The organism is Sphingomonas sp. PP-CE-1G-424 (assembly GCF_004341085.1).
GTDB lineage: Bacteria > Pseudomonadota > Alphaproteobacteria > Sphingomonadales > Sphingomonadaceae > Sphingomonas.
Map to the genome: position 1 here is coordinate 58438 of NZ_SLXW01000011.1, position 24121 is coordinate 82558.

The 24121-nt window shown below is 63.6% G+C and carries 18 protein-coding genes; 12 read left to right on the forward strand and 6 right to left on the reverse strand.

The window, feature by feature from the left end; genetic code table 11:
• Positions 1 to 11: 11 nt before the first annotated feature.
• Complete coding sequence (locus C8J43_RS20040; RefSeq protein WP_133032380.1) at positions 12 to 2891, reverse strand: TonB-dependent receptor; 2880 nt, start codon at positions 2889 to 2891, stop codon at positions 12 to 14.
• 283 nt (positions 2892 to 3174) lie between these two features.
• Here C8J43_RS20040 and C8J43_RS20045 point away from each other — a divergent pair, with 283 nt between their 5' ends.
• Positions 3175 to 4527: an MFS transporter gene (locus C8J43_RS20045; RefSeq protein ID WP_133032381.1), complete on the forward strand. Its 1353-nt coding sequence runs from the start codon at positions 3175 to 3177 to the stop codon at positions 4525 to 4527.
• Positions 4524 to 6359, forward strand: coding sequence for a hypothetical protein (locus C8J43_RS20050; protein WP_133032382.1), 1836 nt, complete (start codon positions 4524 to 4526; stop codon positions 6357 to 6359). Before C8J43_RS20045 ends, C8J43_RS20050 begins: the two co-directional genes overlap by 4 nt.
• Positions 6360 to 6510: 151 nt before the next feature.
• Here C8J43_RS20050 and C8J43_RS20055 read toward each other — a convergent pair whose 3' ends face one another.
• From C8J43_RS20055 to kdgD, 3 genes are read right to left on the reverse strand one after another with little or no spacing between them, the layout of a single operon-like run.
• The gene (locus C8J43_RS20055; RefSeq protein WP_133032383.1) at positions 6511 to 8055 is read right to left on the reverse strand and encodes a carboxylesterase/lipase family protein; all 1545 of its coding nucleotides are present in this window, start codon (positions 8053 to 8055) and stop codon (positions 6511 to 6513) included.
• Positions 8052 to 8942, reverse strand: coding sequence for a LysR substrate-binding domain-containing protein (locus tag C8J43_RS20060; RefSeq protein WP_243645704.1), 891 nt, complete (start codon positions 8940 to 8942; stop codon positions 8052 to 8054). Before C8J43_RS20060 ends, C8J43_RS20055 begins: the two co-directional genes overlap by 4 nt.
• A 31-nt stretch (positions 8943 to 8973) precedes the next feature.
• Positions 8974 to 9912, reverse strand: coding sequence for a 5-dehydro-4-deoxyglucarate dehydratase (gene kdgD, locus C8J43_RS20065; protein ID WP_133032384.1), 939 nt, complete (start codon positions 9910 to 9912; stop codon positions 8974 to 8976).
• A 615-nt stretch (positions 9913 to 10527) separates the two neighbouring features.
• Between kdgD and C8J43_RS20070 the strand changes: the two genes are divergently transcribed.
• From C8J43_RS20070 to C8J43_RS20115, 10 genes are all read left to right on the forward strand, one after another.
• Positions 10528 to 10869, forward strand: a complete 342-nt coding sequence (locus C8J43_RS20070; RefSeq protein ID WP_133032385.1) for a type II toxin-antitoxin system RelE/ParE family toxin — start codon at positions 10528 to 10530, stop codon at positions 10867 to 10869.
• Positions 10866 to 11150 (forward strand): transcriptional regulator, encoded by a 285-nt coding sequence (locus C8J43_RS20075; protein ID WP_133032386.1) that lies wholly within the window; start codon positions 10866 to 10868, stop codon positions 11148 to 11150. The genes C8J43_RS20070 and C8J43_RS20075 overlap by 4 nt, the downstream gene beginning before the upstream one ends.
• A 99-nt stretch (positions 11151 to 11249) precedes the next feature.
• On the forward strand, positions 11250 to 12365 hold the full coding sequence (locus C8J43_RS20080) for a DNA repair exonuclease (protein ID WP_133032387.1): 1116 nt from the start codon (positions 11250 to 11252) through the stop codon (positions 12363 to 12365).
• Complete coding sequence (locus C8J43_RS20085) at positions 12362 to 14995, forward strand: AAA family ATPase (RefSeq protein ID WP_133032388.1); 2634 nt, start codon at positions 12362 to 12364, stop codon at positions 14993 to 14995. The genes C8J43_RS20080 and C8J43_RS20085 overlap by 4 nt, the downstream gene beginning before the upstream one ends.
• 255 nt (positions 14996 to 15250) lie before the next feature.
• Positions 15251 to 16024, forward strand: a complete 774-nt coding sequence (locus C8J43_RS20090; protein WP_243645705.1) for a sigma-70 region 4 domain-containing protein — start codon at positions 15251 to 15253, stop codon at positions 16022 to 16024.
• Positions 16024 to 16605 carry a hypothetical protein gene (locus tag C8J43_RS20095; protein ID WP_133032390.1) on the forward strand — a complete coding sequence of 194 codons (582 nt, stop codon included), beginning with the start codon at positions 16024 to 16026 and terminating at the stop codon, positions 16603 to 16605. The genes C8J43_RS20090 and C8J43_RS20095 overlap by 1 nt, the downstream gene beginning before the upstream one ends.
• Positions 16606 to 16608: 3 nt before the next feature.
• Entirely contained in the window at positions 16609 to 20010 is a 3402-nt protein-coding gene (locus C8J43_RS20100) for an ATP-dependent helicase (RefSeq protein WP_133032391.1), read from the forward strand.
• 84 nt (positions 20011 to 20094) lie between these two features.
• The gene (locus C8J43_RS20105) at positions 20095 to 20838 is read left to right on the forward strand and encodes a multiubiquitin domain-containing protein (protein WP_133032392.1); all 744 of its coding nucleotides are present in this window, start codon (positions 20095 to 20097) and stop codon (positions 20836 to 20838) included.
• Entirely contained in the window at positions 20813 to 21997 is a 1185-nt protein-coding gene (locus C8J43_RS20110; protein ID WP_133032393.1) for a ThiF family adenylyltransferase, read from the forward strand. The genes C8J43_RS20105 and C8J43_RS20110 overlap by 26 nt, the downstream gene beginning before the upstream one ends.
• Positions 21997 to 22473 carry a DUF6527 family protein gene (locus C8J43_RS20115; RefSeq protein WP_133032394.1) on the forward strand — a complete coding sequence of 159 codons (477 nt, stop codon included), beginning with the start codon at positions 21997 to 21999 and terminating at the stop codon, positions 22471 to 22473. The genes C8J43_RS20110 and C8J43_RS20115 overlap by 1 nt, the downstream gene beginning before the upstream one ends.
• Before the next feature lie 206 nt (positions 22474 to 22679).
• On the opposite strand, the gene C8J43_RS20120 is transcribed toward C8J43_RS20115, so the two are convergent.
• Complete coding sequence (locus C8J43_RS20120) at positions 22680 to 23096, reverse strand: hypothetical protein (protein WP_133032395.1); 417 nt, start codon at positions 23094 to 23096, stop codon at positions 22680 to 22682.
• Positions 23097 to 23314: 218 nt separating this feature from the next.
• Positions 23315 to 24121: IS3 family transposase (locus C8J43_RS20125; RefSeq protein ID WP_243645707.1), on the reverse strand; the 807-nt coding region annotated here is incomplete at its 5' end.

Genomic DNA, 24121 nt, shown 5'->3' on the forward strand with positions numbered 1-24121 from the left:
TCGCCGAACCGTCAGAACGAGAACCGCATTCCCGCCGTGAACTGGCGACCGCTATGCGTCAGCACGTTCAGGCGGTTGGACTCGTCGACGAACTGGTCGTTGACCTGATCGGTCAGGTTGATCGCCTCGATGCTGAACTTGAGATTGTCGGTCAGATTGTACGACATCTGCGCATCGACGTTGGTCGTGCCGCTCGTGCCGTTATACGAATTTCCCTCGGTGCCGGGTACGGCGGTGAGATAGCGCGAACGATAGGCGATCGACCCGCGGATTTGGAACTTAGCCGTTTCGAAATACAGCGTGCCGTTGGCGGCATGCTTCGACAGCCCGATCAGCGGCGCGGTCACCGACGCGCCGCCGGTCGCGGACGTCAGATACTGGATGTTCGACGTCACGTGCGTGTAATTCGCCAACACGCCGAAATTCGAGAGGAAGCCCGGCAGGAAGCTGAAGGGCTGTTGCACGTTGACCTCGAACCCCTTGAGCCGGCCACCGCTCGAATTGACGGGCTGGCTGACGATGAACAGGTCGGTCGGTGATGCGCTGGTGCCAGCGAGGAGCGAGTCCGGCAGGCCCAGGCTGCTGAACGGCACGGTGGTGCTGAGCGACTGAACGAACGTGCCGATGTCCTTCTGGAACGCCGACACCGCATAGATCGCGCCGCGCATCGGATACCATTCGACCGACACGTCGAGATTGTCCGATTCCGTCGGCTTGAGATCGGGGTTGCCGCTGCTGAAGGTGCGGTTGCCGCCCGATACGCTGAGGTTGCCGCCCGGCGCGATCGCCGAGATGCCGGCGCGCGCGAGCGTCTTGGCGGCGGCGAAGCGGACCAGCAGCGTATCGGTGACGTCCATCACCAGGTTCCCCGACGGCAGCCAGCGATGATAGCTGCGGTCTGCGACGATCAGATTGGTCGCGACGCCCTGGCCGGCGTAACCCGTCGAGCGCTGGTCGGTATTGGCGTAGCGCACGCCGACATCGCCGCGGATCGGCAGGCCGCGATCGGCGAAGTTGAACTCCGCCATGCCCCAGCCGCCGATATCGTCCTCACGCACGGTGATGTACGATCCGCGCGCACTCGCGTTGGTCACGCCACCGGTCGCGTAAAGCGGGTTCGAATAGATGCCGTAGAGTTCGGCGAACTTCGCGAGATCGGGGACGACCCAAGCGGTCGGCGTACCGGCCGGTGTGTCGAGCCCCTTGCCGAAGCCCGAGAACAGCGTCGTCGCCGCGGCAAGCTGCGCCGGCGTCAGGGTCTGCACGACGGACTCCCCGGACAGACGCCGCTGCTCGGTCGAGCTGTAATCGAACCGGCGCCAGTCGACGCCGACTTTCAGCTTGAGCAACGGATTGACCGTCCATTCCGCAAACGTCTTCGCGTTGGTGAAGCTGTTGTTGACGGTCTGCGGGCGGATGCGCACTTCAGACGTGCCGCTGGTGAAGGCGAAGCTGTTCGGGTTGGTCAGGTCGACGCCCGGCTTGATCGTCGGAAACCGGGTGCTGAAATCGTAGAAGAAATTGGGCGTGTTGGCGGCATCGATCGTTACGGTCGACTGGATCGGGTTGCTGAACGCCGAATCCGCGTAGCCGACGACCGCACCGACCTTGAAGTTCTCGCCGAACTTCTGGTCGAGCGTGCCGGTCACCTGATAGAAATCGGTGACCAGCTTGTCGTAGCGCGACTGGGTGCGCAGATCGACATTGTCGAACGTGCCGCTGATGATGTTGTTGTCGCCGTCGACCACGCCGTCGCGGATGATCGTCTGCGGCTTGCCCGTCCCCGACCGACTGAAGCTGATCGCCTGCAACTGCGATTCCTTGCGCGTGCCGTCGAGCCGCGAATACAGCGCGTCGAGCGAGATCAAGGTCTTGGGCGTCGGCTGGAACTGGACCGATCCAGCAGCGCCCAGCCGCTTCTGGAAGATGTCGTAGCTGACGAGCCCGGGAATGCGCGGATGGTACAGCCCGGTCGCGGGGTTGGGATCGTTGATCTGGCCGAGCGTCTTGCCCGGCAAGGTCGAGGCCGCGTTGAACCCGGCGTTGAACCCGCCATAAGTCCAGCGCGTAATGTTCGCGCCCTCTTCCTTGATCGCACGCTCTTCGTACGCGACCGACAGCAGCACGCCGAACCGGCCGTCATCCGTGGTTTTGGTGATCAACCCCGAGATCTTCGGCGTCACCTTCTCGCGCAGATCGTTGTAGCTGGCGCTCGCCGAGACGACCGCGGTCGCCTTCTTGTAGTCGAACGGGCGCGACGACTGCAGGTCGACGGTGCCGCCCAGCGAGCCCTCCTCGACGTCGGCGGTGGCGGTCTTGCGGACCGCGATGCTGTTGAACAGGTCGGATGAGAAGATGTTGAAATCGAAGCCGCGGCCACGATTCACGCCACCCGAATTGTCGGTGCCGCCGGTAGTTCCGATCGCCTCCATCCCGTTGATCCGCACGCGCGTGTAATCGGGCCCTAGGCCGCGGACCGAGATGTTGCGGCCTTCGCCGTTGACGCGGCTGATCGAGACGCCGGGGATGCGCTGCAGCGATTCCGCGAGGTTCAGGTCGGGGAATTCGGCGATGTCCTCGGCCTTGATGACATCGACGGTCGCGGTCTGCGTGCGCTTGATGTTGATCGCGCTGTTGAGGCTTGCGCGAAACCCGGTGACGACGATATCCGGCGCATCCGCGGCCAGCGGCGCATCGGTCACGCTCTGCTCGGGCGGCAGGGCAGGGGAGGCGGGAGGCGCGTCGGTATCGGTGGTGCTGCCGGCGGCACGCGCCTCTTTCTGCGCGGTCGTTTCCGGTACGCTCTGGGCATGGGCCATCGTTGCCAGCGAGCAGGCGACGATCGCACTCGACACGGCCAGCACGGATTTGAAGCTGCGGATCCCGGTCATACTCACTCCCCTAACTCCGGCACGATGTGCCTGCTGCCGGCTTCGTTGGAGCCGGTCTGTCGCAATCTGTGTTAGGCCGGGTGCGGCCGCCTAAGCCAATCTCATTCCGACATCGATCGATGCGAACGATGCACTGATCCGGCACCGGCATCTTGCTCAGTCATCCGATCAAGTCGTGGTTTGGCTGGATCAACCCGTTTTCGGACTTGGACCGCCCCCGTTCTGCTCGATACACCGGACTGGAACACTCGCGTAGATCGAGTGCCGGACAGGAGAGCGAAGCATGACGATCGCCGCAGCAGCCCCCGCCGAAGAAGCGGTTGCAGGAGGCGTGGCCGGGCGCCCGACCGCGGTGCGCTACCGCGTGATCGCGCTGATCTTCCTGATCACGTCGATCAACTATGCCGACCGTGCGACATTCTCGATCGCTGGCTCGGCCGCATCGACCGAACTCGGGCTGTCGTCGGTGCAAACCGGCTTCATCCTGTCCGCCTTCGCCTGGGCCTATGTCCTTGCGCAGATTCCCGGCGGGCTGCTGCTCGACAATTTCGGTACGAAGCGCGTCTATGCCGGCGCGATCCTGGCCTGGTCGCTGTTCACGGCCACGCAGGGGCTGACCGGGTTGATCGCGGGCGTGTCCGCGGTCGTGATGCTGTTCGCGCTGCGCTTCCTCGTCGGTCTCGCCGAGGCGCCGTCGTTTCCGGGCAATGCTCGCCTCGTCGCCGCCTGGTTTCCTGGCGCAGAACGTGGCACCGCGTCAGCGATCTTCAATTCGGCGCAGTATTTCTCGCTCGTCGCCTTCGCCCCGCTGATGGGTTGGCTGGTGCACAGCTATGGCTGGCGCGCGGTGTTCTGGGTGATGGGCGCGATCGGGCTCGCCGCGACCGCGCTGTTCGTCCGCTACATCCACAGCCCGGTCCGCCACCCGAAGATCAATGCCGCCGAGCTCGCGCATATCGAGGCGGGCGGCGGGCTGATCCGGATGGAGGATGCCGCCAATCGCCCACAGGCGTTTTCGTGGACGAACCTGCGCCAGCTGCTGGCGAACCGGATGCTGCTCGGCATCTATCTCGGCCAATATTGCATTAACGTGCTGACCTATTTCTTCGTCACCTGGTTTCCGATCTACCTGGTGAAGGAGCGCGGGTTGAACATCATGGAGGCCGGCTTCGCTGCCGCGGCGCCGGCCCTCTGCGGGTTCGTCGGCGGGCTGGTCGGCGGCTACACGTCCGACCTGCTGCTCAAGCGTACCGGGTCGATCGACATCGCGCGGAAAGTGCCGCTGGTGTTCGGGATGCTGCTGGCGACGCTGATCATCGCGTGCGTGTTCGTCGAGGCGGAATGGCTGGTCGTCACGCTGATGGCGGTCGCGTTCTTCGGCAAGGGAGTCGCGTCGCTCGGCTGGGCGGTGATGTCGGATGTCGCGCCGAAGCAGCTCGCCGGGCTGACCAGCGGTGTGTTCAACATGTTCGGCAACGTCGCCGGGATCGTCACGCCGATCGTGATCGGCTTCATCGTCGGCGCCACGGGATCGTTCGACTGGGCGCTGGTGTTCGTCGGCGCGCATTGCCTGCTGACGATCTTCTCGTTCCTGGTGATCGTCGGCCCGATCCGCCGTGTCGAGCTGGCCGCATGACCGTCGATCGCCGCACGCTGCTCGGTGGTGCCGCCGCCGCGCTCGCCACGCTCCCTGCCGTCGCCCGAGCAGCGTCTGCGACGTTGCGGGTCAAGACACCGATGGCAGCGCCGGAATGGGCGATTCTGCAACGCCGGCTGCTCGCCGCCAATGCGGAGGCGTGCGAGGCGTTCTACGCGAAGTATGCCGATAACCGCGGGTGGCTGCGCGTGTTCGAGCGATGGGGTGCGAACGATGGTCCCGACGATGCGGCGGAAGCAACGAATGACTGGGCGATCCTGCACGCGCTCGGCGGCCCCGATAGCATCCGCGATCTGTATGCACGGGCGTGGGAAGGGCATCTCAAGCAGTTTACCGCCGCGCGAACGGTCGACGTGCCGATCGCTCGCGCGGGTATGTATTTCCGCGAGTTTCCCGTCCAGATGGATTGGCAGCACAATGCGGAGGGGCTGACGACCTTCAACCTGATGGGGCTGTCCGGCCCGCGTGATCTGAAGCTGATCGAGCGGACGCGTCGTTACGCCGATTTCTACACCGGCCGCGATCTGACCACGCGCAATTACGATCCGAAGCTGCGGATCATGCGCAGCCTGATGAACGGCAGCCGGGGCCCGATGCTGCGCCGCGCGACCGAACTCGACTGGGCCGGCGATCCGTTCGCAGCCGGCGAACGCTTCCACATGGAGCACGGCGAAACGACCTACGCGCAGACGCTCGCGCATTATGCCGAATATGGCGACGTCGTCGGCGACAACCCGCTCAACCTGCAGGCGACGGCGCTCGGGCTCAACGCGTATGCGCTGGGGGCAGGGGAGCGATACCGGACTTGGGCACTTGACTATCTCGACGCCTGGGTCGGCCGCGCCAAGGCGAACGGCGACATCATCCCCAGCCGGGTCGGTCTCGACGGTGTCGTGCCGCGCGACTGGTGGAGCGGCGTCTATGGCTGGGGCTTCTCGCCGATCGTGCCGCAAACCGGCAAGCGCGAAAACCGCAACCGTGTGCCCCGTTCGATCACCGCGTTCATGACCGGCACCCTGCTGACCGGCGATCAGGGGTATATCGACGTCTGGCGCCGCCAGACCGCGCGGATCAATGGGCAGGCAAAGACGATCGACGGGGTCCTGTCGACGCCGACGATGCACGGTGCGGATGGCTGGTATGGCTGGCAGCCCGGTCCGTTCAAGACCAATGGCTTCGAGATCTGGTACGTGTCGCAAGCGCCGGCCGATCGGGCCGCAGCCGGCGATCATCCGTGGGTCAGCTTCCTGGAAGGTTCGAACCCCAGTTACGCCGTGACCGCATTGCGTGCCGATCTGAAAAATGTCGCCGACCGCGTCGCTGCGCGCCTCGCCGATCCGACGACACCCGAAACCCGGCTTGCCGACTGGCCGATCGACATCAACCCCGCCAATGTCACCAGCCTCGTCCAGTTGATGACCGGCGGTCTGCACATCGCCCGTCCGCCCTGGTCGAAGACCTCGCCCTCGCAGGGCGGCGTGCCGCTCCACTGCCGGCTCCGCTATTTCGACGCGGACCGCAAACGTGCGGGTGTGCCGGAAGACGTCGCGGCGCTGGTGCATATGCTGGGCGACACGACGGCGGAGGTGACGTTAGTGAACCTGAGCACTTCGCATCCGCGGACTGTGGTGGTCCAAGGTGGTGCCTATGCCGAGCACCGGATCGACGCCGTGAACATCGACGGCCGCACGGTCGATATCGCCGGCGCGGCGTTCATGCTGAGGCTCGAACCCGGTTGTGGCGCGCGGCTCGCGTTGCGCATGCGGCGTTATGCCAACCGCCCGACGCTCGCGTTTCCGTGGGATCGGTAATAATCGCCGCATTCTATAATCCTCCCCCGCCGGGGGGGGAGGTGTCAGACCCTTGCCAGACGGAGGGGGAGGTAAGCGAAACAGAGGTTCCGTGTCTTTCCCCTCCGTCACCTTCGGTGCCACCCCCCCCTTTGGAGGGGAGGATCGAAGATTATCCGCCCGGCTTGATATACTGCGCAACCGCGAACAGCAGCCGCTCCTCACGCCGGGGATCGTCCTCAATCCGCACCGTCCGATCGAAGATCATCGTCGAGCGCCGCGCTAGGTCATAGCGCCGCCAAGCCGGCACGCTCGCGCAGTTCGGATCACCCGTGCGTGCCATCGCGATGAACGCATCCGCCATCCGCCCGGCAAGTCGCCGCGCCTCCGGGCCATCACCCGTACGAGCGCTCGGCTCTCGCGTATTATCGAACACCAGCCCGATATCGAGCGAATGGAACGCACCGAGCACGCCGCCCGCTTCCGGTGAGGGAAAGTCGAGCTGATACATCCAGGTGGGCGCGCCGATCTTCGCGCGCTCCTCCGCCTGGATCAGATGCCCGGGCCACGACCGCCCCGCAGTCGACGCCGCCAGCAGGATCTGCCCCGGCGTTCGATCGGGATAGAGTTCGCGATAGCGCGCGATCACGTGATCGGGCGCGAGGTCCTTGGTCATCTCGCGCACGAGCCGCTCGGGAAGATTCTCCCAACTCGTGTCGCCACGCTTCAGGATCTCGCCGATCCACAACCCGGTTTCGTCATGCGTGTTGCCGACGATCAGCGGGATATGCGCCGCCTCGCCAGGGGCGTCGGGATAGAAGGGATGACGCGTCAGGACATGATGATCGAGCGTGGAGGTGAAGCTGAGTTCGCCCTTGCCCTCGATCGGGTCGGTCATCGCCATCGCCTCGACGAGCCGCTCGACCGGCAGTGCCTTGAGCGCCGCAAAATCGCCAGCGCCGGCCTTCGCCATCAGCGCACGCGAGCGGATCGTCGCGTGGTTCGGCCCGGCGGCCGTGACGTGCTGGCCGCTCATCGTCGCGGCTGCGTGGAACAGCGGCCGCGCCTCAGCCATCGCCATCAGAGTCACGATCTTGGCGCCGCCGCCCGACTGGCCGAACAGCATCACCCGCCCCGGATCGCCACCGAACGCGGCGATATTGTCGCGCACCCATTGCAGCGCAAGGATGATGTCGATATTGCCGACATTGCCTGATTCCGCCGGCCCGCTCAGTTGCGCGAGATACGCATAGCCCAGCGCCGCCAGCCGGTGGTTCAGCGTAACGACCACCACGTCGCCGCGCCGCACCAGAGCGCCGCCGTCATACAGCGGATCGGACCCCGACCCATGCGCGTGCGCGCCACCGTGGATATAGACCATGACCGGCCGCCGCGCCGCGTCAAGGGCGGGCGTCCAGACGTTGAGGAACAGGCAATCCTCGCTGGTCGGCTCGGTCACCTTCGTCTGTGGGGAGGCGGCGCCGTACCGCGTGGCATCGGCAATGTCGGTCCAAGGCGTCGGCGGCACCGCGCGCGCAAACCGGCGCGCGCGCGTATCCGCCCCATAGCGCACCCCGCGAAAGACCAGCACGTCGCGGTCGACCGTCCCGCGCACTCGACCGTAGCGCGTCGTCGCCACCGGATCGCCCGGTGTGCGCGCCGCAACCAGCGCCGGTGTCGCCGCGATACCGGCGAGCACTGCGCGCCGATCGATCACGCCGCGGTTTCAGCGCATAGCCGCCGCATCGGCTCCAGCGCCGGGTTACTGTTGTCGCGCCGCCACGCCATGTGCAGCTCGACAGGCTTTTCGGGCTCGGTCGCAAGCCGGCGGAACTGTACGTCGATCATGTGCAGCCCCGATGCGGATTCCGGCACGATCGCAGCAGCCAGTCCCGCATGTACGAGCCCCAGCATCGAATGGATCTGCGTCACGTGTTGGACATAGTGTGGCGACACCCCCGCACCGTCGAACAGCCCGATAAGCATCTGGTGGAAATACCCCGCGCCCTGCCGCGCATACATGATCAGCGGCAAGCCATCGAAATCGCTGAGTTCGAGGACCGCCTTCGCCTGTCGCGGATCACCGGCAGGCAGCGCGACGACGAGCGGCTCGACCTGCACGCACGCGGTGTCGAACTCGTGGCGATCGAGCGGCGGCCGGACGAAGCCGATGTCGATCAGCCCGGTCAACAACGCATCGACTTGGTCGGTCGTCACCATCTCGCGCAGCTCGAGGTCGATATTGGGCAGACTCGCTCTCGCCTGCGCGACGATCTGCGGCACCAGATTATACCCCGAGACCGCGGTGAAGCCGATCGCGACCCGCCCGGCATCGCCCTTCGCCACTCGCCGCGCCGACAGCGCCGCGCTTTCCGACAGCCGGACAATGCGCCGCGCCTCGATCAGGAACACGCGACCGGCAGGCGTCAGGCTTACCTGCCGGCTGGTGCGTTCGAGCAACGTCACGTCGAGGATCCGCTCGAGCAACTGGATCTGCCGGCTCAGCGGCGACTGCGTCATGTTCAGGCGCTGGGCTGCGCGCCCGAAATGGAGTTCCTCGGCGGCGGCGACGAAACAGCGAAGCTGGCTCAGTTCGAACATCATCGCCGGACTATCCGTTGGTTTTCGCCCGCTGTCACGCCGCCTTGGCAAGTGCAGCGGGGGCGACCTTCTCGATCAGCACCCGCAACCGCTCGTCCTCGGCTGCCGACAGATCGGTCAGCGGCGAACGTACCGGTCCGGCATCGCGTCCGACGACGCGCATGCCCGCCTTGACGATCGACACCGCGTAGCCGCGGCCCTGGTTGCGCAGCGTGATGTAGGGCAGCACGAAATCGCGCAACTGGTTCAGCACCTCGACCCGGTCGTCGGCCCGCACCGCCTTGTAGAAGGCCAGCGCCCATTCCGGCAGGAAGTTGAAGATCGCCGACGAATAGGTCGTGACGCCCATCGTCAGATACGGCGTCGCGAACGTCTCCGCGGTCGGCAGGCCGCCGATATAGGTCAGCCGGTCGCCCATCCGCGCATAGACGCGCGTCATCAGCTCGATGTCGCCGACGCCGTCCTTGAAGCCGACCAGATTGGGATTGCGGTCGCACAAGCCCGCCAGCGTCTCGTCGTCGATGATCGCATTGTCGCGGTTGTAGACGATCACGCCGAGCCCGGTCGCCTTGCAGACCGCCTCGACATGCGCGGCAAGCCCTTCCTGCTTTGATCCGACCAGATAGGGCGGCAGCAGCAACAGGCCGTCGGCGCCTGCCTTCTCCGCATCGCGCGCGATCCCGGTCGCGATCGCGGTGCCGTAGCCGCAGCCTGAGATCACCGGCAGACGCCCGCCGGCTTCGGCCACGGCGGCGCCAACGGCCTGCGCCACTTCGGCTGGCGTCAACGAGAAGAACTCGCCCGTGCCGCCAGCCGCGAACAGGCCGGACAGTTCGTGTTCGAGCATCCACGCGCAATGCTTGCGATACGCGTCCTCGACGAATGCGCCGTCCGCATCGAAATGCGTGACGGGAAACGACAGCAATCCGCCGCCAAGGCGCTGCGCCATCTCGGTCGGGCTCATGGTCGTCATAACGTGCATCCCCTCGATCGTCTGGTCCGCGTTCGTGTCGCGGCCATGTCGAGGATCTTGGTAGGTTGCGGGGCCGTGCGGGTCCAAACCAAAGGCGCGCTCGATCGATGCGTCTGGTAGCTCAATCTCGTTGAGGCATCAGCGCTTCTTCCGCACGGCGCCTGGCAGCATGTGAATTCGAACGCAATCTTGACGCTATTCATCGGTGGGATCGAGATTGGACGACAATCCACCGATGGTCGGCAATCGGCGTTCCCAAATATGTCGCCCCACGACTGCCATGGCTGCTTGCCTTCCATGTGTACCGCACAGAAACCGGAGCGAGTTGACGTCCAACCAAATGAACGAACGGCCAACGTAGGGAAGCGGGAAAGAGCGCGCGAATGTCGGGTTAATCTTGTCTTTTGAGGACCGCTGCCGCCCTTCTGGTGGAAAGCCGCCTGTCCGCTTTCAGGCGGCGATCGCCGGTAAGCAGCCGTTCGTTCACGTAACAGAGCGAGGCTGAGAGGCTGCGAGTGATGGATCGCTTGATGGTGGTATCGCTCCGAACAGGCTGGGTCCCCCTGACGACACGACGCGCTTGACTAACTACGGGTAACCCGTACATGCTCTGGCATGCAGTCGGTCATCGAAACCAATGCCTACCTTGCGGCGGCGAAGGACGTTGGCATGAGTGCCGAGGAGCAGCAGATGGTGGTCGACCTGATCGCTGCCAATCCGGAAGCCGGTGAGATCATGCCGGGGTGTGGCGGGGCCCGTAAGTTACGGGTAGCGCGGCCGGGCCGCGGTAAATCTGGCGGGTATCGGGTCATCACCTATTATGCGGGCATCGATGTGCCGACGTTCCTGCTGACCGTGTTTGGAAAAAACGAAAAGGCCAATCTCACCAAGGGTGAGCGAAATGCCCTTGCCGCTTTCACCAAGACGCTGACCGACAGCCTTAGGAGGAAAAAATGAAGAGTGCCTTCGACAAGATCGCAGCCGGCCTCAGTGATGCTATTGCCCATGCCAATGGGGAAACGGGTCACACAAGGGTAGCAGCGCCCATCGATGTCGCCGCGATCCGCAAGCGTACGGGTAAGACACAGGATCAGTTTGCCCGCGCATACCATCTCCCACTGGGTACAGTGCGGGACTGGGAGCAGAGCCGCAGCCAGCCAGATGCGCCGGCGCGTGTTTTATTGTCGCTGATCAAAGCCGAGCCAGACACCATCGAGCAACTCGTGCAGCGGGCTTAGCGTCCTGAACAAGAACACGCTCGAGATAATGGTTGCCAGCAGAACGGCGGAGTGGCGGCAGCGTTCGACACGTGGGCCCGAAGTTATCAAGAGAGCCCTATGCTACGCTTAATCCACACCGCAGACTGGCAGCTGGGCAAGCCGTACGGTCGCTTCGCCAGCGATGTCCGCGCAGCGCTCAGCGAAGCGCGCTTCGACGCGATCGATGCGATCGGCAAGGCCGCGGTCGAGCATGGCGCGGCCCATGTCCTGGTCGCCGGCGACGTCTTTGATACCGAGGGTCCAGAAGATCGCGTGATTGTGCAGGCGGTGTCGCGGATGCAGCGATATGCCTGCACGTGGTGGTTGCTCCCCGGCAATCACGACTTCGCCCGCAACAGCGGTCTGTGGGACCGTGTCCGCGCCAAACGGGCGGCGAACATCCGCATCATCACCGAGCCCGTGCCGTGCGAGCTGGAACCTGGACACTGGCTTCTGCCGGCACCGCTCACGCACCGGCACAACCTCGATGATCCAACTGCCTTGTTCGACACCATGGAGACGCCGGGCGCGACACTGCGCATTGGCTTGGCCCATGGTTCGATCCGTGACTTTTCGTCGCGTGGCGAAGCGCAAAACCAGATCGCTCCCGACCGCGCCCAGCGCTCCAGCCTGGACTATCTTGCACTCGGTGACTGGCACGGAGCGCTGCGGGTCGACGCGCGAACCTGGTACTCTGGCACACCGGAAACAGATCGCTTCCAGCGAGACGAACCAGGATATGCGCTGCTCGTAACGCTTGAGCCGGGCGTGGAGCCGGTGGTGTCACCGATCCGCACGGGCAGGTTCCAATGGCTGATGCGGGATTGGACGGTCCCTGACGCGGACGCCTTTGTAGCCGAGTGCGATCGGCTGCTCGGCCCGGTCGAACCGTCGGCAACGCTCCTGCAGCTGTCGCTTGCCGGCATCGTCAGCCTCTCCGACCGGATCGCGATCCTTGGGAGGCTCGACAATGACCTGCGTCATCGTCTGCGCCATTTGGCGGTTGCGGCAGATGATCTGGTCGGCCGCCCAAGCGAGCAGGACCTGGCAGATTTGCAGGTGGAGGGGATGATCGGAACGGCTGCCGCAAAGCTGATGAGCATGATCGAGGCCGGCGGTACCGACGGGGTCACGGCCAAGCGGGCGCTCGAGCGCCTCTTCGTGGAATATCAGCGCGGACAGGACGCAGCATGAGTCTCAAGATCCGGCGCATCGCGCTGTCCAACTTCCGGAAGTTCCGTGATCCGTTCGTCCTCGACGGGCTGACCGACGGCCTGAACGTCATTATCGAGCCCAACGAGACCGGCAAGTCGACGCTGCTCGAAGCCATGCGCGCGGCCTTCTTCATTCGGCACAACACAGCCAACCGCCTGGCGCGCAGCTATGCACCGCACGGCGAAGCCGTCGCCCCGCAAATCGAGATCGGCTTCGAGGCGCGAGGCGAGGACTGGCAGGTCAACAAGCGCTTCCTGAAAGGTGCGTCGGTCGAGGTGCGTGGACCAAACGGCCGTGCACAAGGCGAAGATGCCGAAGCTCAGCTGCAGGCCTTACTTGGCGCGCGTCGTGACACGAGCCAAGCCGGCGACGCGGCCGCCCACGGTGCGCTGGGGCTGCTTTGGGTAGGGCAGGCGCAGGCGCTTGAAGTCACGGCCCCGGGCGACATCGTCCGCGATAGCGTGCGTGCGACGCTGGAGGCTGAGGTTGGCGCAATTATGGGCGGCGCAGCCTACCAGCGTGTCCGGCCCCGTATCGACAGCCAGTTCGCAGACTATTGGACCAACACCGGCCGGCCTAGCGGTCGCCAAACGACAGCTCGTACAGAGCACGACGCTGCCGAGAGCGCTGCGACCGAGGCGGCAACCCGGCTTGCCACCCTCGAACAGGGCTTCTCTGATCTTGAGGCTGCTCGAGCCAGGCTGAAGGTGCTGGACCGCGATCTTGCCGATACGACGGACGCAGAGCGGCGAAAGGCGCTGGTGGGTCAGATCGACGTGGCACGATCCGCAGCGCAGATGCGCGATACCAGGCGGGCTGAGCAAGGTCGCCTTGCTGATCAGGTCAGGGGACTCGAAGATCTTACCGAGCGTCTCGCCGATGCTCAGAAGGCTGTCAGTGACACGGCCGCAGCACTTGGCAAGGCGAGTGAGAAACGATCCGCCCTAGAAGAGGAATTGACCAGTGCGCGTGAGCGAGCGGGTACGGCGCGGGATCGGCTGGCTACAGCCCGCGACAACCGGCGCAAGGCGCACGCGGCGCTCGAAGGTGCCACCAAGTTGGTTGCCGCACGAGCACGTCACGTCGAGATCGCCCAGGTACGCCAGCGGCACACCGAACTGCTTCCCCTCGAGGCCGAACTGGAGACAGCGCGCGAGCTTGGTAGGACCATGATCCCGCCCAGCGTCCTAAAGGCGCTGGAGGAACGCGAACGTGCTGTCGACAAGGCGCGCGCGGCCGTCGAGGCCGGTGCGACCCGGGTCGAGTTCGCGGGCGATCTAAGCGGCGTTCGGATCGATGGAATGCCGGTCGAGCGCGGTGACCAGACGCTATCGCGTGAGACGCGCATCCAGCTTGGCGAGGCTGAGTTGATCATCCGACCGCCAGCGGGGTTGCAAAGCGCCGAGACGGCGCTCGCCAACGCTCGAGATGATCTGGGCGCGGCGTTGGCCGACCACGGGGTGACGAGTGTCGCCGACGCGCGGTCACGTAATGAAGTCGCACGTGATGCTGTTGCCAACGTGCGGACGCTTGAAGCGCGGATATCTGGAATCACGCCGGCCGTGGCGTTGCTCGGTCTCGACGCCGGTGCTTCGGCCCTGAAGACCTTCATGGCAGGATTGCCGGAAAGCACTGAAGGGGAGGGTAGTGAGGAAGGACCGGACGTCGACGCGTTGAGCGTGATCGCGGCGGAGGCGGATTCAGCGCTCGCAAGGGCGGAGGGCGTCGATGAGGCGGCGTCTGCGCAACTGCGCGAGCTGGAGGCGCGCAATGCGCCGCTGATGGTTCAGGCGGCTAGCGCAGAGCGTGATGCTGCCAACGCCGGAGCGCAGCTGGCTGCTCTGGAACGCAAGTCTGAGGTAGATCGTCTGGATGAGGCTTTGCTGGGTGCACGTCAGCGGGAAGCGGCAGCGCTGGTTAGTCTGCAGGACGCCGAACGTGCTGCGACAGCGCATGATGTAGCGGCGATCGAACGCCAGATCGGGGTGTTGGACAAACGTGTCGAGGTCGCCAAGGCGCAGCGAATCGATCTGGAGAAGGTGGTCGCCGGGCTCGAGGCAAGGATTGAGGCGGAAGGGGGCAAGGGACTGGCGGACCGCGCTGCTGCTGCACGAGAAGAAGCGGATGCTGCGGCCGCCAACCTGGCGCGCGTCACACAGGAGGCGGAAACGCTGAAGCTGCTTCGCGACACGCTGGAAGCTGCGCGTGCAGAGACCTCAAGGACGTTCGTCGGGCCGGTTGCGCGGCGCGCGCGTCGGCACATCGAACGGCTACTGCCCGGTTGCGATCCGAGCTTTGGGGATGATCTGGGCCTGACGTCGATCGTGCGTAACGGGCTCGGCGAAAATTGCGGGGACCTTTCCCGTGGCACTCAGGAGCAGCTTGCGGTGCTCACCCGACTGGCTTTCGCTGACATGCTGCTGGAGCAAGGTGTACCGGTGTCGCTGATTCTTGATGATCCGCTCGTCTATTCGGACGATGCCCGCCTCGATATGATGACCGAGATACTGACCGACGCCGCAACGCGAATGCAGGTTATTTTGCTGACCTGCCGTGACCGCGCGTTCCGTCATCTTGGCAATCAAATCAACCTGATTGGAGCTCAGTGAGAACGAAGACCGGAAGCCCGGTGGTGGAAAGTTGCGTGACTGCTTTCCGGCGGGGGCTCTCAAACTTGCCGTTCGTTAATCGAGCAAGTGACGGCCAAAACATCCAATTCCGATCTAAATGGAATGCTCGTCGATTGTCTGATGGCCTTGGAACTTGCACAATATCCCGCAGCAGCGGGGGCCTTTCCGGTTTAGCCAAGTCGCATCGATTGTGGTGGTACCGCGCTCGCTCGTACCGCGGCCAGGGAGAGCAAGTTGATCACGCCGCTTATTAAACGGAACAAGGATGGGGAGCTGTACGAGCGTCTTCCCGCGGTCACGACCGCTCTGGAGCGACTTTCGCGGTCACCTCGTGACGACCTGCTTCAAAGGGCGGCCATTAAAGATCGCAACGATCCCGACTACGTCTCAGGGGAATGCCTCGTCCATCACATCCGCGCGAGCCGCATGGATAATTCCGTCGCGTGGTTCGAGCTGCTGCACAAGATCCTGATGGAGCGGATATGGCGGTCGCTGCCGAAGGCCGAGGGGTCTGACGGTACGCTGGACCTGACAAAGGAGCGCATTCGGGCCCTGGTTTTCGATAAGTTCGGGGAAATGCTTCTCGCTGACCGGGCCTTGCCGGGCGACGGACTGGATTTTTTCGAGGTCCGGTTCGATCTGGGTCTCAAGCGAATGCGTCTCGACGCGCAGGACAAGGCGTGGCGGGAGGAAAACCGCAAGGCGGTGCTCGATGACGACGAAATCGGTGGACAGCTCGCAGCCGCAGGGTTTGGATCTTGTCTTCCTGATGAAGATATTTTTTCCGATCCACTCTTCCGGGATCGTCTCTACGAAGCGATTGACGCCCTGCCACCGGAACAAAGCAGGACTATGCACCTGACGCTGCTGGGATGGCCGACCGAATCGAACGACCCCGAGGTGATGACTATCGCTAAGGCTCTTGGATGCTCGGATCGATCCGTTCGAACCTACAGGGCCCGCGCCACGAAGGCGATCCTGGCGCTGTTCCAATCTGGGGAATACTAATGAACTCCCGAAATGCCGCCAACGATCTGGACGACGTACTCGACCGGTTCATGCTTGAAGACGACCAAGGATCGATGACGCTGGAGCGATACGTGCGAGATTATCCGCAGTTCGCCAATCAGCTGATCGATCTGTCGCGCATGTCTGCGACCGACGAGGAAATCTCGGATGTTCCTCTTACGGGGGCAGCGCAGTCACGCATCGATGCGGCGTGGATAAGCTATTCCGCAGTTCTTGCGCAGACGCCCTCAGCCGATCCGTTCCAGGCCCTGATGGGAGACCGGGGAAAGTCGTTGGCGACGGCTCTCGGCGTTCCGCGGCAGGTCGTCACGTGCTTCCGTGAGCACCGGATTCTAGCCACCACGGTTCCCAGGCCCGTGCTACGAGTGCTGGCAGAGGAATTCGATATTCCGCTTCCTCACGTCGTCGCTGCGATGGCGGGAACGGTTCAGGCTTCGCTTGGGCGGCGGTTCAAGGCGGATGGTGAACCAGGGCTTGTCGAGCAGAAGAGCTTCGAACAGGTTCTCGTGGAGGCAGGGGTCTCCGATGCGGACCGCGCCAGACTCATGACCGACGAATGAACAATGGACGCCGTCGAGATTGGCCGCCGGAAGGCTTCGGCTCTGCACGATGCAGCGGTTGTGCGTGGTGGCGATCCCACAAAGCCCTATGCATTCGTTCTCAGCGAAGCGGCGGCGCGCGGTCTGGACGTCGAAAAGACCACGCCGGGATCGACGATTCTCGACAATGGCAGGGCGACGTTGATCCCGGAAGACGACCTGATCGTCCATGAGGACGTCGGAACCGAGTTCGAGCAGGCGTTCCTCGTCGCCCATGAGATCGGCCATCACGAACTTGGGGATGCGCAGGTTTCGCCGACGCTCCTCGATCCGGACATGGCACGTGCATCCGAGCCGTCTCCGACCGGTATCGACCGGGTGGTCGACTACGGTCGCCGGCAACGGCGTGAGGTCCAGATGGATCTTTTCGCGCGCGAATTTCTGCTGCCCCGCAAGTCCGTCCGCCGGATGCACTTGGATGAAGGCCTTCTAGCTTCTGAAATCGTGTTGCGGATGGGGGCCCCATACGACGTCGTCGCCCAGCAGCTTTTCGACGCGCTGCTGCTACCGGTGATCACGCCGGAAGTTAAAGAGGCCAAGGAGCATCCGCTCAACGATGCACAGGCTGCGGCCGCTCTGCATCGCGGGCGGCCGTTTCTGCTCGAGGCGGGGCCGGGCACGGGTAAAACCCAGACACTTACGGCGCGCGTGGTCCAGTTGCTGGACGAGAACGTCGATCCCCGTCGCATCCTTGTTCTGACCTATTCGAACAAGGCGGCCGGTGAGATGGCCGAGCGCATCGCGGAAAAGCGGCCGGAGAAGGCCGCGGCGATGTGGATCGGGACTTTCCATGCGTTCGGTCTCGATCTTATTCGCCGCCTGAGTGCGCAGTTCGACCTTCCACCGAACCCACGGATGATGGACCGCGTGGAGGCGGTGGAACTGCTCGAAGCCGAATTCCCCCGTCTTTCGCTCGATCACTACCAGAACCTGTACGATCCTACCCGACTGATCGGTGACATCCTTGCCGCGATCTCGCGTGCGAAGGACGAGGTGGCCAGCGCTACTGAGTATGCTCGATGTGCTGAGGCTATGCGGGTCGATGCCAATGGCGTCGAGCCCCGACACACCCGGGCACTCGAAGCGGCGGAAGTCGCGAGGATATACGAGGTCTACGAGGGATTGAAGCGCTCGCGAAAGGCGATCGACTTCGGCGATCTCGTCTCCCTTCCGGTCGAACTTCTTGAAGGCAGACCGGATATCGCCAAGCAGATCGGCGACCAGTACGACCACATACTCGTCGACGAATATCAGGACGTGAACAGGGCGAGCGTCAGGCTCCTGAAGGCGCTTCGTCCTTCGGGCAACAACCTGTGGGTCGTCGGCGATGCGCGCCAGTCGATCTATCGGTTCCGCGGGGCGTCTCCACAGAGCACGGCTCGGTTTGCCGTCGACGATTTTCCGGGGGCGGCGTCCGGTCGTCTCGAGATCAATTACCGTTCTCGCCAGGAGGTGGTCGCCGCCTATTCCGCGTTTGCCAAAGAGATGACCGCGAGCAAGGGCGCGTCGGGCCTGCATGCCCACCGGGGCCCGAGCCAGGATCCCGTCGAACTGCGCGTGTTGCCCGGCAAGGCTGATCAGTCCGTTGCGATCGCTGACGCGATCGAAGACATGAAGAAGGCCGGCGTTCCGTATCGCGACCAGGCGGTGCTTTGCACCGGTAACGAGCGCCTTGGTGAGATCGCGCGCGATCTCGAACGGATGGACATCCCCGTTCTTTTCCTCGGCAGCCTGTTCGAGCGCCCCGAGGTGAAGGATCTGCTGGCTCTGTTATCGCTGCTCGCGGACCCGCGGGCGATGGGACTCGTCCGCGTGGCCGCGATGCCGGAATTCGCGATGTCGCTGACTGACGTCGGGCTCGTACTTGACGAGCTTCGGGATAACGAGGGGGCCCCCCTCGAATGGCTGGTCGAACGAGCCAAACTCGCAATTTCCGAGAATGGCCGACAGGCGCTCGACCGATTGGCCGATGCGCTTGACGGGTTCGACGACGAAACGCCGCCGTGGCGGGTACTTTCGGCAATGCTTCTGGACCGTACCCGTATCGCAGCGCGCATCGGGGCATCACAGTCGATCGCCGAGCGCGCGAAAGGCATCGCACTTTGGCAGCTGCTCAACTTCGTTCGCATCCAGCCCAATGCGCACGGGCACGCAATCCCTCGTTTTCTCGACCGCATCCGCCGGCTGGTCGCAATCGGTGACGACCGCGACCTGCGGCAGCTGCCTGCGGCGGCTCAAGGGCTCGACGCGGTCAGGCTCATGACCATTCATGGATCGAAGGGACTGGAGTTCTCCTGCGTCCATCTGCCCGGCATGAACAATGACACGTTGCCTGGCATCACCAAGGCGCCGGAATGTCTTCCACCGGAGAAACTGATCGGCGGCGTGACCGGGGATGTGAAGGATGCCCTGCGGGCCGGCGACGCCGAGGAACGGGACTGCTTGTTCTACGTCGCGGCTTCACGGGCGCGGGATCGTCTTTTCCTCTACGCCGCCAAAGCCACCATGGCCGGTTCGAACCGGCCCCTGTCTTCCTTCCTCCAGCGTCTGGGCTCGGACATTGTACGGTCCGAGCCCACGCTCCAGCACTGTCTCGAGCACGCGCCCGAGGTTGAGCCAATAAAGGTGCAGATCGATGGTCCGATACGCCTTCGCGATTCACAGATTGCGATGCTCGATAAGGACAAGTGTAAGCGGCGCTTCTTCTATGCGCATGTTCTGGGGATCGGCGGCCGACGCGTCGAAACGGACTTCATGCGCATGCACGAGGCCGCACGTTCCGTTGTCCGCGCCATGGTGTTCGCGAAGCTCGATCTCGCAGATGACGCCGATCTGCAGGCAGCGGTCGATCAGGCGTGCGACGATCACGGACTGGACACGGTGGGTAGCTTCGTCGAACTCAGGGCCGTGGCTACCAAGTTGGTCAGGACCTTTCGCGGCCTGCATGCCGCTCATCCGGCGGAGCGACCGTCCGCCCTCGTGCTGAACGTGGGTTCCGACCAGATAGTGTTCAAACCGGACGACGTTGTTCTGTCCGATGTAAGCCGGATCTTCCGGCGCGTGAGGACGGGTGCTCACCGCAAGTCCGACGAAACCAATCTCGGGGCAGCTATCGCGCTTCTTGCGGTTGCAGACAACCATCCTGCTTCTGGCGTCGAAGTGGTGCATCTGACCGGCGGCACAACTACCCAGCTGTCGATGACCCCATTGGTCTTGAGTCGGCGCAGGACTGCGCTCGCCGACGCAATGGACGACATCCGGGCGGGGCACTTTCCGGCGAAGCCGAGTCAGCGCGTCTGTCCGCGGTGTCCGGCGTTCTTCGTGTGCGGCAGCATGCCGGCGGGCAGCATCACGAAAACTTTTTAGGATCGCCTTTCCGGTTCCCCGAACCGGCACCGATTAGCCTTTCGTAGCCGGAGTGGACCGGCCCAGACGAAAGGATTACCGACCATGCCTCCCATTGATTTCGACGACGTCGGCGACGCCATCCGTGAGGATCGCCCGCTTCGTCCCGCCGAGGCCTACCGCGTTCAGTTCGCGCAGGACAACCTCGACTTCCGCGCCCTCATGATCCCGGACCCGATCCCGGTCGGCAGCCAGATCCTGGAGGCAGTCGGTCTCGAACCGGGACGCGGCTATAGCCTCTTTGCCATTCTGCCTTCGGGAGATTTCGAGGACGTGCGCTTGAGCGAGCCTTTCGATCTGCGCGGCAAGGGGACGGAGCAGTTCGTCGCCTTCTTGACGGATCGCGACTTCAAGTTCGAAGTCAACGACGACGAACTCCGGTGGGGTAAGCCGGCGATTAGCGGGCACGTGCTCGAGCAGCTCGCGAAGCCCGGGCCGGGGGAGGGCGTCTATCTTCAGATCCGTGGCGGCACGGATCGTCTGATCGCAGCGACGGAACTCGTGGATCTCAACGAGCCGGGGATCGAACGTTTCTACGTCGCGCCTCTTCCGCCCACCGAAATCGAGATCATCGTCAATACGCGGGCCCGGACGGTGCCGAAGCCGGAGGTGACGTTCGAGCAGATCGTCGAACTCGCGTTCCCGGGTCCACATGATGCGAACGTCGTCTTCTCGATGACCTATCGCAAGGCGGCATCGGCGCCTCATTCGGGTGAACTCGGGGCCGGCGGCAACGTCGAAGTCAAGAAGGGAACGATCTTCAATGTCACGCGCACTGTTCAGTCATAATGCCGACCTCGCGCAACTGCGCGAGGATGGCTACTTCGTGCAGATCGTCGGGGGTTTCCTCGTTATGCGCGAGGTTCCCTACGTCTCTGCGGACCGCACGGTCCGCAGAGGCACACTCATCTCCAGCCTGACCTTGGCCGGCGACCAGACGAGGCCACCCGACACCCACGTGATTCATTTCGATGGCGAGTTTCCATGCAACGCTGATGGGACCCAGATCGCGGCGATCGCCAATCAGACATACCATTTTGATTTCGGAAATGGTCTCACCGCTAAGCATGCGTTTTCCAGCAAGCCGGCAGAGGGATACCGCGACTATCATCACAAGATGACGACCTACGCATCGATCGTCGCCGGGCCGGCGGCCGTGATCGACGAGAAGGCAACGGCACGGACCTATCGAGCGCTCGATCACGAGGAGGATTCGACGGGCGTCTTCAACTATGTAGAAACGGCTTCCGACCGGGTTGGCATCGGGGCACTCACTGCGCGTCTGGCCGGGTTGCGGATCGCGATCATCGGACTTGGCGGATCCGGCAGCTACATTCTCGACATGGTCGCCAAGACGCCGGTGGCGGAGATCCGTCTGTTCGACCCCGACGAGTTTCTGCAACACAATGCGTTTCGTGCCCCCGGCGCGCCGAGTCTGGACGAACTCCGGGAGGCGCCGCTGAAGGTCGACTATTATAAGTCGATCTATGCGCGGATGCACCGGGGCATTGTGGCGGTGCCACAAGCAGTCACTAACGCGAATCTTGACCTATTAGAGGGCATCGACTTCGCCTTTCTGAGCCTCGATGCGGGAGACGCGAAGGCTGCTATCGTGGGTAGTCTCAGCCGTCAGGGCGCGACGCTCATCGACATCGGCATGGGACTCGAACTGGGCAACTCGGGTATTGCCGGCATTCTGCGGGTCACGACCAGTACCCCCGAAACCCGCGCGGTCCCGAATGCGCCTCAGCGCATTCCGCTCGCTGGTGGTGGAGCAGGCGATCTCTATGCGTCCAACATTCAGGTGGCGGACCTGAACGCGCTCAACGCCATCCTCGCGGTGATCAAATGGAAGAAGCTGTGCGGCTTCTACTGCGATCTCGAAGGCGAACATCATTCGACCTACACGCTCGATGGCAACATGCTCTTGAACCTGGATCAACCGTGATGCGGTACGAAAAACTTGATCACCATTTCGTTGAACAGTTCCCGGAAAGGCTCGAGCCCGGCATCCTATACGTGTCGTTGGAGTATGGTAGCGTGTCCCACAGCTGCTGTTGCGGCTGTGGTGAGGAAATCGTCACGCCGCTCACGCCGACCGATTGGAAGATCACGTATGACGGTGAGACGATCTCGCTCAATCCCTCCGTCGGAAGCTGGACCATCGCATGCCGTTCGCATTACGTGATCCGGAACAACCAGGTCATCGAGGCACCGCCGTGGAGCGACAGGCAGGTTTCGGAGGAACGGAAGCGCGACCATCGCGCCAAAGCCAGGCACTTCAAGCCAGAAGCGGTCGAGGTCGGAGAAACGGTAGGCCAGGAAGTCGATCGTTCGGAGCCGATGCCGATAGATCCTGAGGTAGGGATTGATACCAACTGGCGCGATCGTCTCGCCCGCTGGTGGCGCGCTCTGTTTCGCTAGACTATCCCTCCGATAAGAACCGGGACAAGGTTTTGATCTTCTTCCGGGAAACACCATCTTGCGGCGCAAATATGCCTCACGGTGGTCAGCAGGGTTGCTAAGTAGCGTGAACGGCAGGAGTGTTAGCTTTCACGGCATTGCCGGGCGATGAATCGGATGCCGGACGGGCGGCGTCCTGACTCCTTTGGTGCCGCTCGAGAGGGGTTTTAGTCAGTGCTGATTGCTGTCGGCTCACGCACAGCGTCCAACAGAGATTTGCGTAAGTCCGCTGACGGCAGGGAGAGGTTCACGGTCACGAACCGCAGGCGATGACCTTGAATAAAGACGGACTCGTTCATTACCTCGTTGACCGCGGGATACAGCAGGATGCCTTCTGCCGCATCGGCGGCGGCGTCGCCTGTTCCGGCCTGTGATCGGAGATAGGCGTAGAGCTGGTAGATGTGGCCGCTGTCGAAGCCGGAATTACCGTACTGGCGCGGCTTAACCGCGTTCGTGAACTTCGTGTCGACGACGATGCGACGCGACCCGACCGCATTCTTGCTTCGACCCCGGGGACCGCTAGCTACGAGCAAGCTTTTCACGATGTCCAGCCGATCGTCGATCTGTGCATTGCCGATCCCCAAGCGCGCCCGACGCGATATCTAGCGGGCGCGGGGCTTTCAGTCTTTACCTATCGCTTCGCTGGCCTTCGATAATCTGAGGCGTAAGCCGGACCTGAACGAACGTCCGTTTGTGGACGCCGCAATTTTGCGCGCGGATGTCCGCTCATGGATCTGGCCGGCAGCCGTAGGGCAGGGGACTGTTCGCCCAATGTCGGTCGTTTATGACCTGCTCCCCATTTTCAGGCCGCTGATAACTTAGCTTCGGTGTCCATATGCCCTTGGCGGGGGCGGTTCGTAAACTCGGCGGGTGCCAACCCGCCAAGGCTGCTGTGCGGACGAACGGTGTTGTAGTCCGTCCGCCATGCCTCGATGATCCGTCTCGCCGCGGCCAGCGAGGGGAACAGGTGTTCGTTCAGGCACTCGTCGCGCAAGCGACCATTAAAGCTTTCGACAAAGCCGTTCTGCTGCGGCTTGCCCGGCGCGATGTAATGCCACTCGACCCCGGTGTCCTGGCACCAGGCGAGGACGGCGTGACTGGTGAGCTCGGTGCCATTGTCGCTGACCACCATGCACGGCAGCCCGTGACGTTCGGCGATGGCGCTTAACTCGCGGATAACGCGCCGACCTGACAGCGAGGTATCGACGATGCACGCCAGGCACTCCCTGCTGTAATCGTCGATGACGTTCAGCATACGGAACCGCCGGCCGCAGGCCAGTGCATCCGATACGAAGTCGAGCGACCAGCGCTGGTTTGGCTCCTGCGGGATCGCCATAGGCGCTCGCGTCCCCAGCGCGCGCTTGCGACCGCCACGTTTGCGCACCGTCAGTCGCTCCTCGCGATACAGCCGATACACCTTCTTCAGGTTCATGCCCTTGCCCTCCCGCTTGAGCAGGATCGCCAGCCGTCGATAGCCGAAGCGACGACGTTCGTTCGCGATCTCGCGCATCCGCTCGCGGACAGCATCGTCCTGCCCGCGAAGCGGCTCATATTGCCACGCCGACCGGTTGACCCCGATCAGCCTGCAGGCGCGACGCTCGGAGAAGCT

What these genes read in the sequence shown, in the direction of transcription:
- C8J43_RS20040 (WP_133032380.1), bottom strand. Translation starts at nt 2,891, where the DNA reads ATGACCGGGATCCGCAGCTTCAAATCCGTGCTGGCCGTGTCGAGTGCG.
- C8J43_RS20045 (WP_133032381.1), top strand. Translation starts at nt 3,175, where the DNA reads ATGACGATCGCCGCAGCAGCCCCCGCCGAAGAAGCGGTTGCAGGAGGC.
- C8J43_RS20050 (WP_133032382.1), top strand. Translation starts at nt 4,524, where the DNA reads ATGACCGTCGATCGCCGCACGCTGCTCGGTGGTGCCGCCGCCGCGCTC.
- C8J43_RS20060 (WP_243645704.1), bottom strand. Translation starts at nt 8,942, where the DNA reads ATGATGTTCGAACTGAGCCAGCTTCGCTGTTTCGTCGCCGCCGCCGAG.
- kdgD (WP_133032384.1), bottom strand. Translation starts at nt 9,912, where the DNA reads ATGACGACCATGAGCCCGACCGAGATGGCGCAGCGCCTTGGCGGCGGA.
- C8J43_RS20070 (WP_133032385.1), top strand. Translation starts at nt 10,528, where the DNA reads ATGCAGTCGGTCATCGAAACCAATGCCTACCTTGCGGCGGCGAAGGAC.
- C8J43_RS20075 (WP_133032386.1), top strand. Translation starts at nt 10,866, where the DNA reads ATGAAGAGTGCCTTCGACAAGATCGCAGCCGGCCTCAGTGATGCTATT.
- C8J43_RS20080 (WP_133032387.1), top strand. Translation starts at nt 11,250, where the DNA reads ATGCTACGCTTAATCCACACCGCAGACTGGCAGCTGGGCAAGCCGTAC.
- C8J43_RS20085 (WP_133032388.1), top strand. Translation starts at nt 12,362, where the DNA reads ATGAGTCTCAAGATCCGGCGCATCGCGCTGTCCAACTTCCGGAAGTTC.
- C8J43_RS20095 (WP_133032390.1), top strand. Translation starts at nt 16,024, where the DNA reads ATGAACTCCCGAAATGCCGCCAACGATCTGGACGACGTACTCGACCGG.
- C8J43_RS20100 (WP_133032391.1), top strand. Translation starts at nt 16,609, where the DNA reads ATGGACGCCGTCGAGATTGGCCGCCGGAAGGCTTCGGCTCTGCACGAT.
- C8J43_RS20105 (WP_133032392.1), top strand. Translation starts at nt 20,095, where the DNA reads ATGCCTCCCATTGATTTCGACGACGTCGGCGACGCCATCCGTGAGGAT.
- C8J43_RS20110 (WP_133032393.1), top strand. Translation starts at nt 20,813, where the DNA reads ATGTCACGCGCACTGTTCAGTCATAATGCCGACCTCGCGCAACTGCGC.
- C8J43_RS20115 (WP_133032394.1), top strand. Translation starts at nt 21,997, where the DNA reads ATGCGGTACGAAAAACTTGATCACCATTTCGTTGAACAGTTCCCGGAA.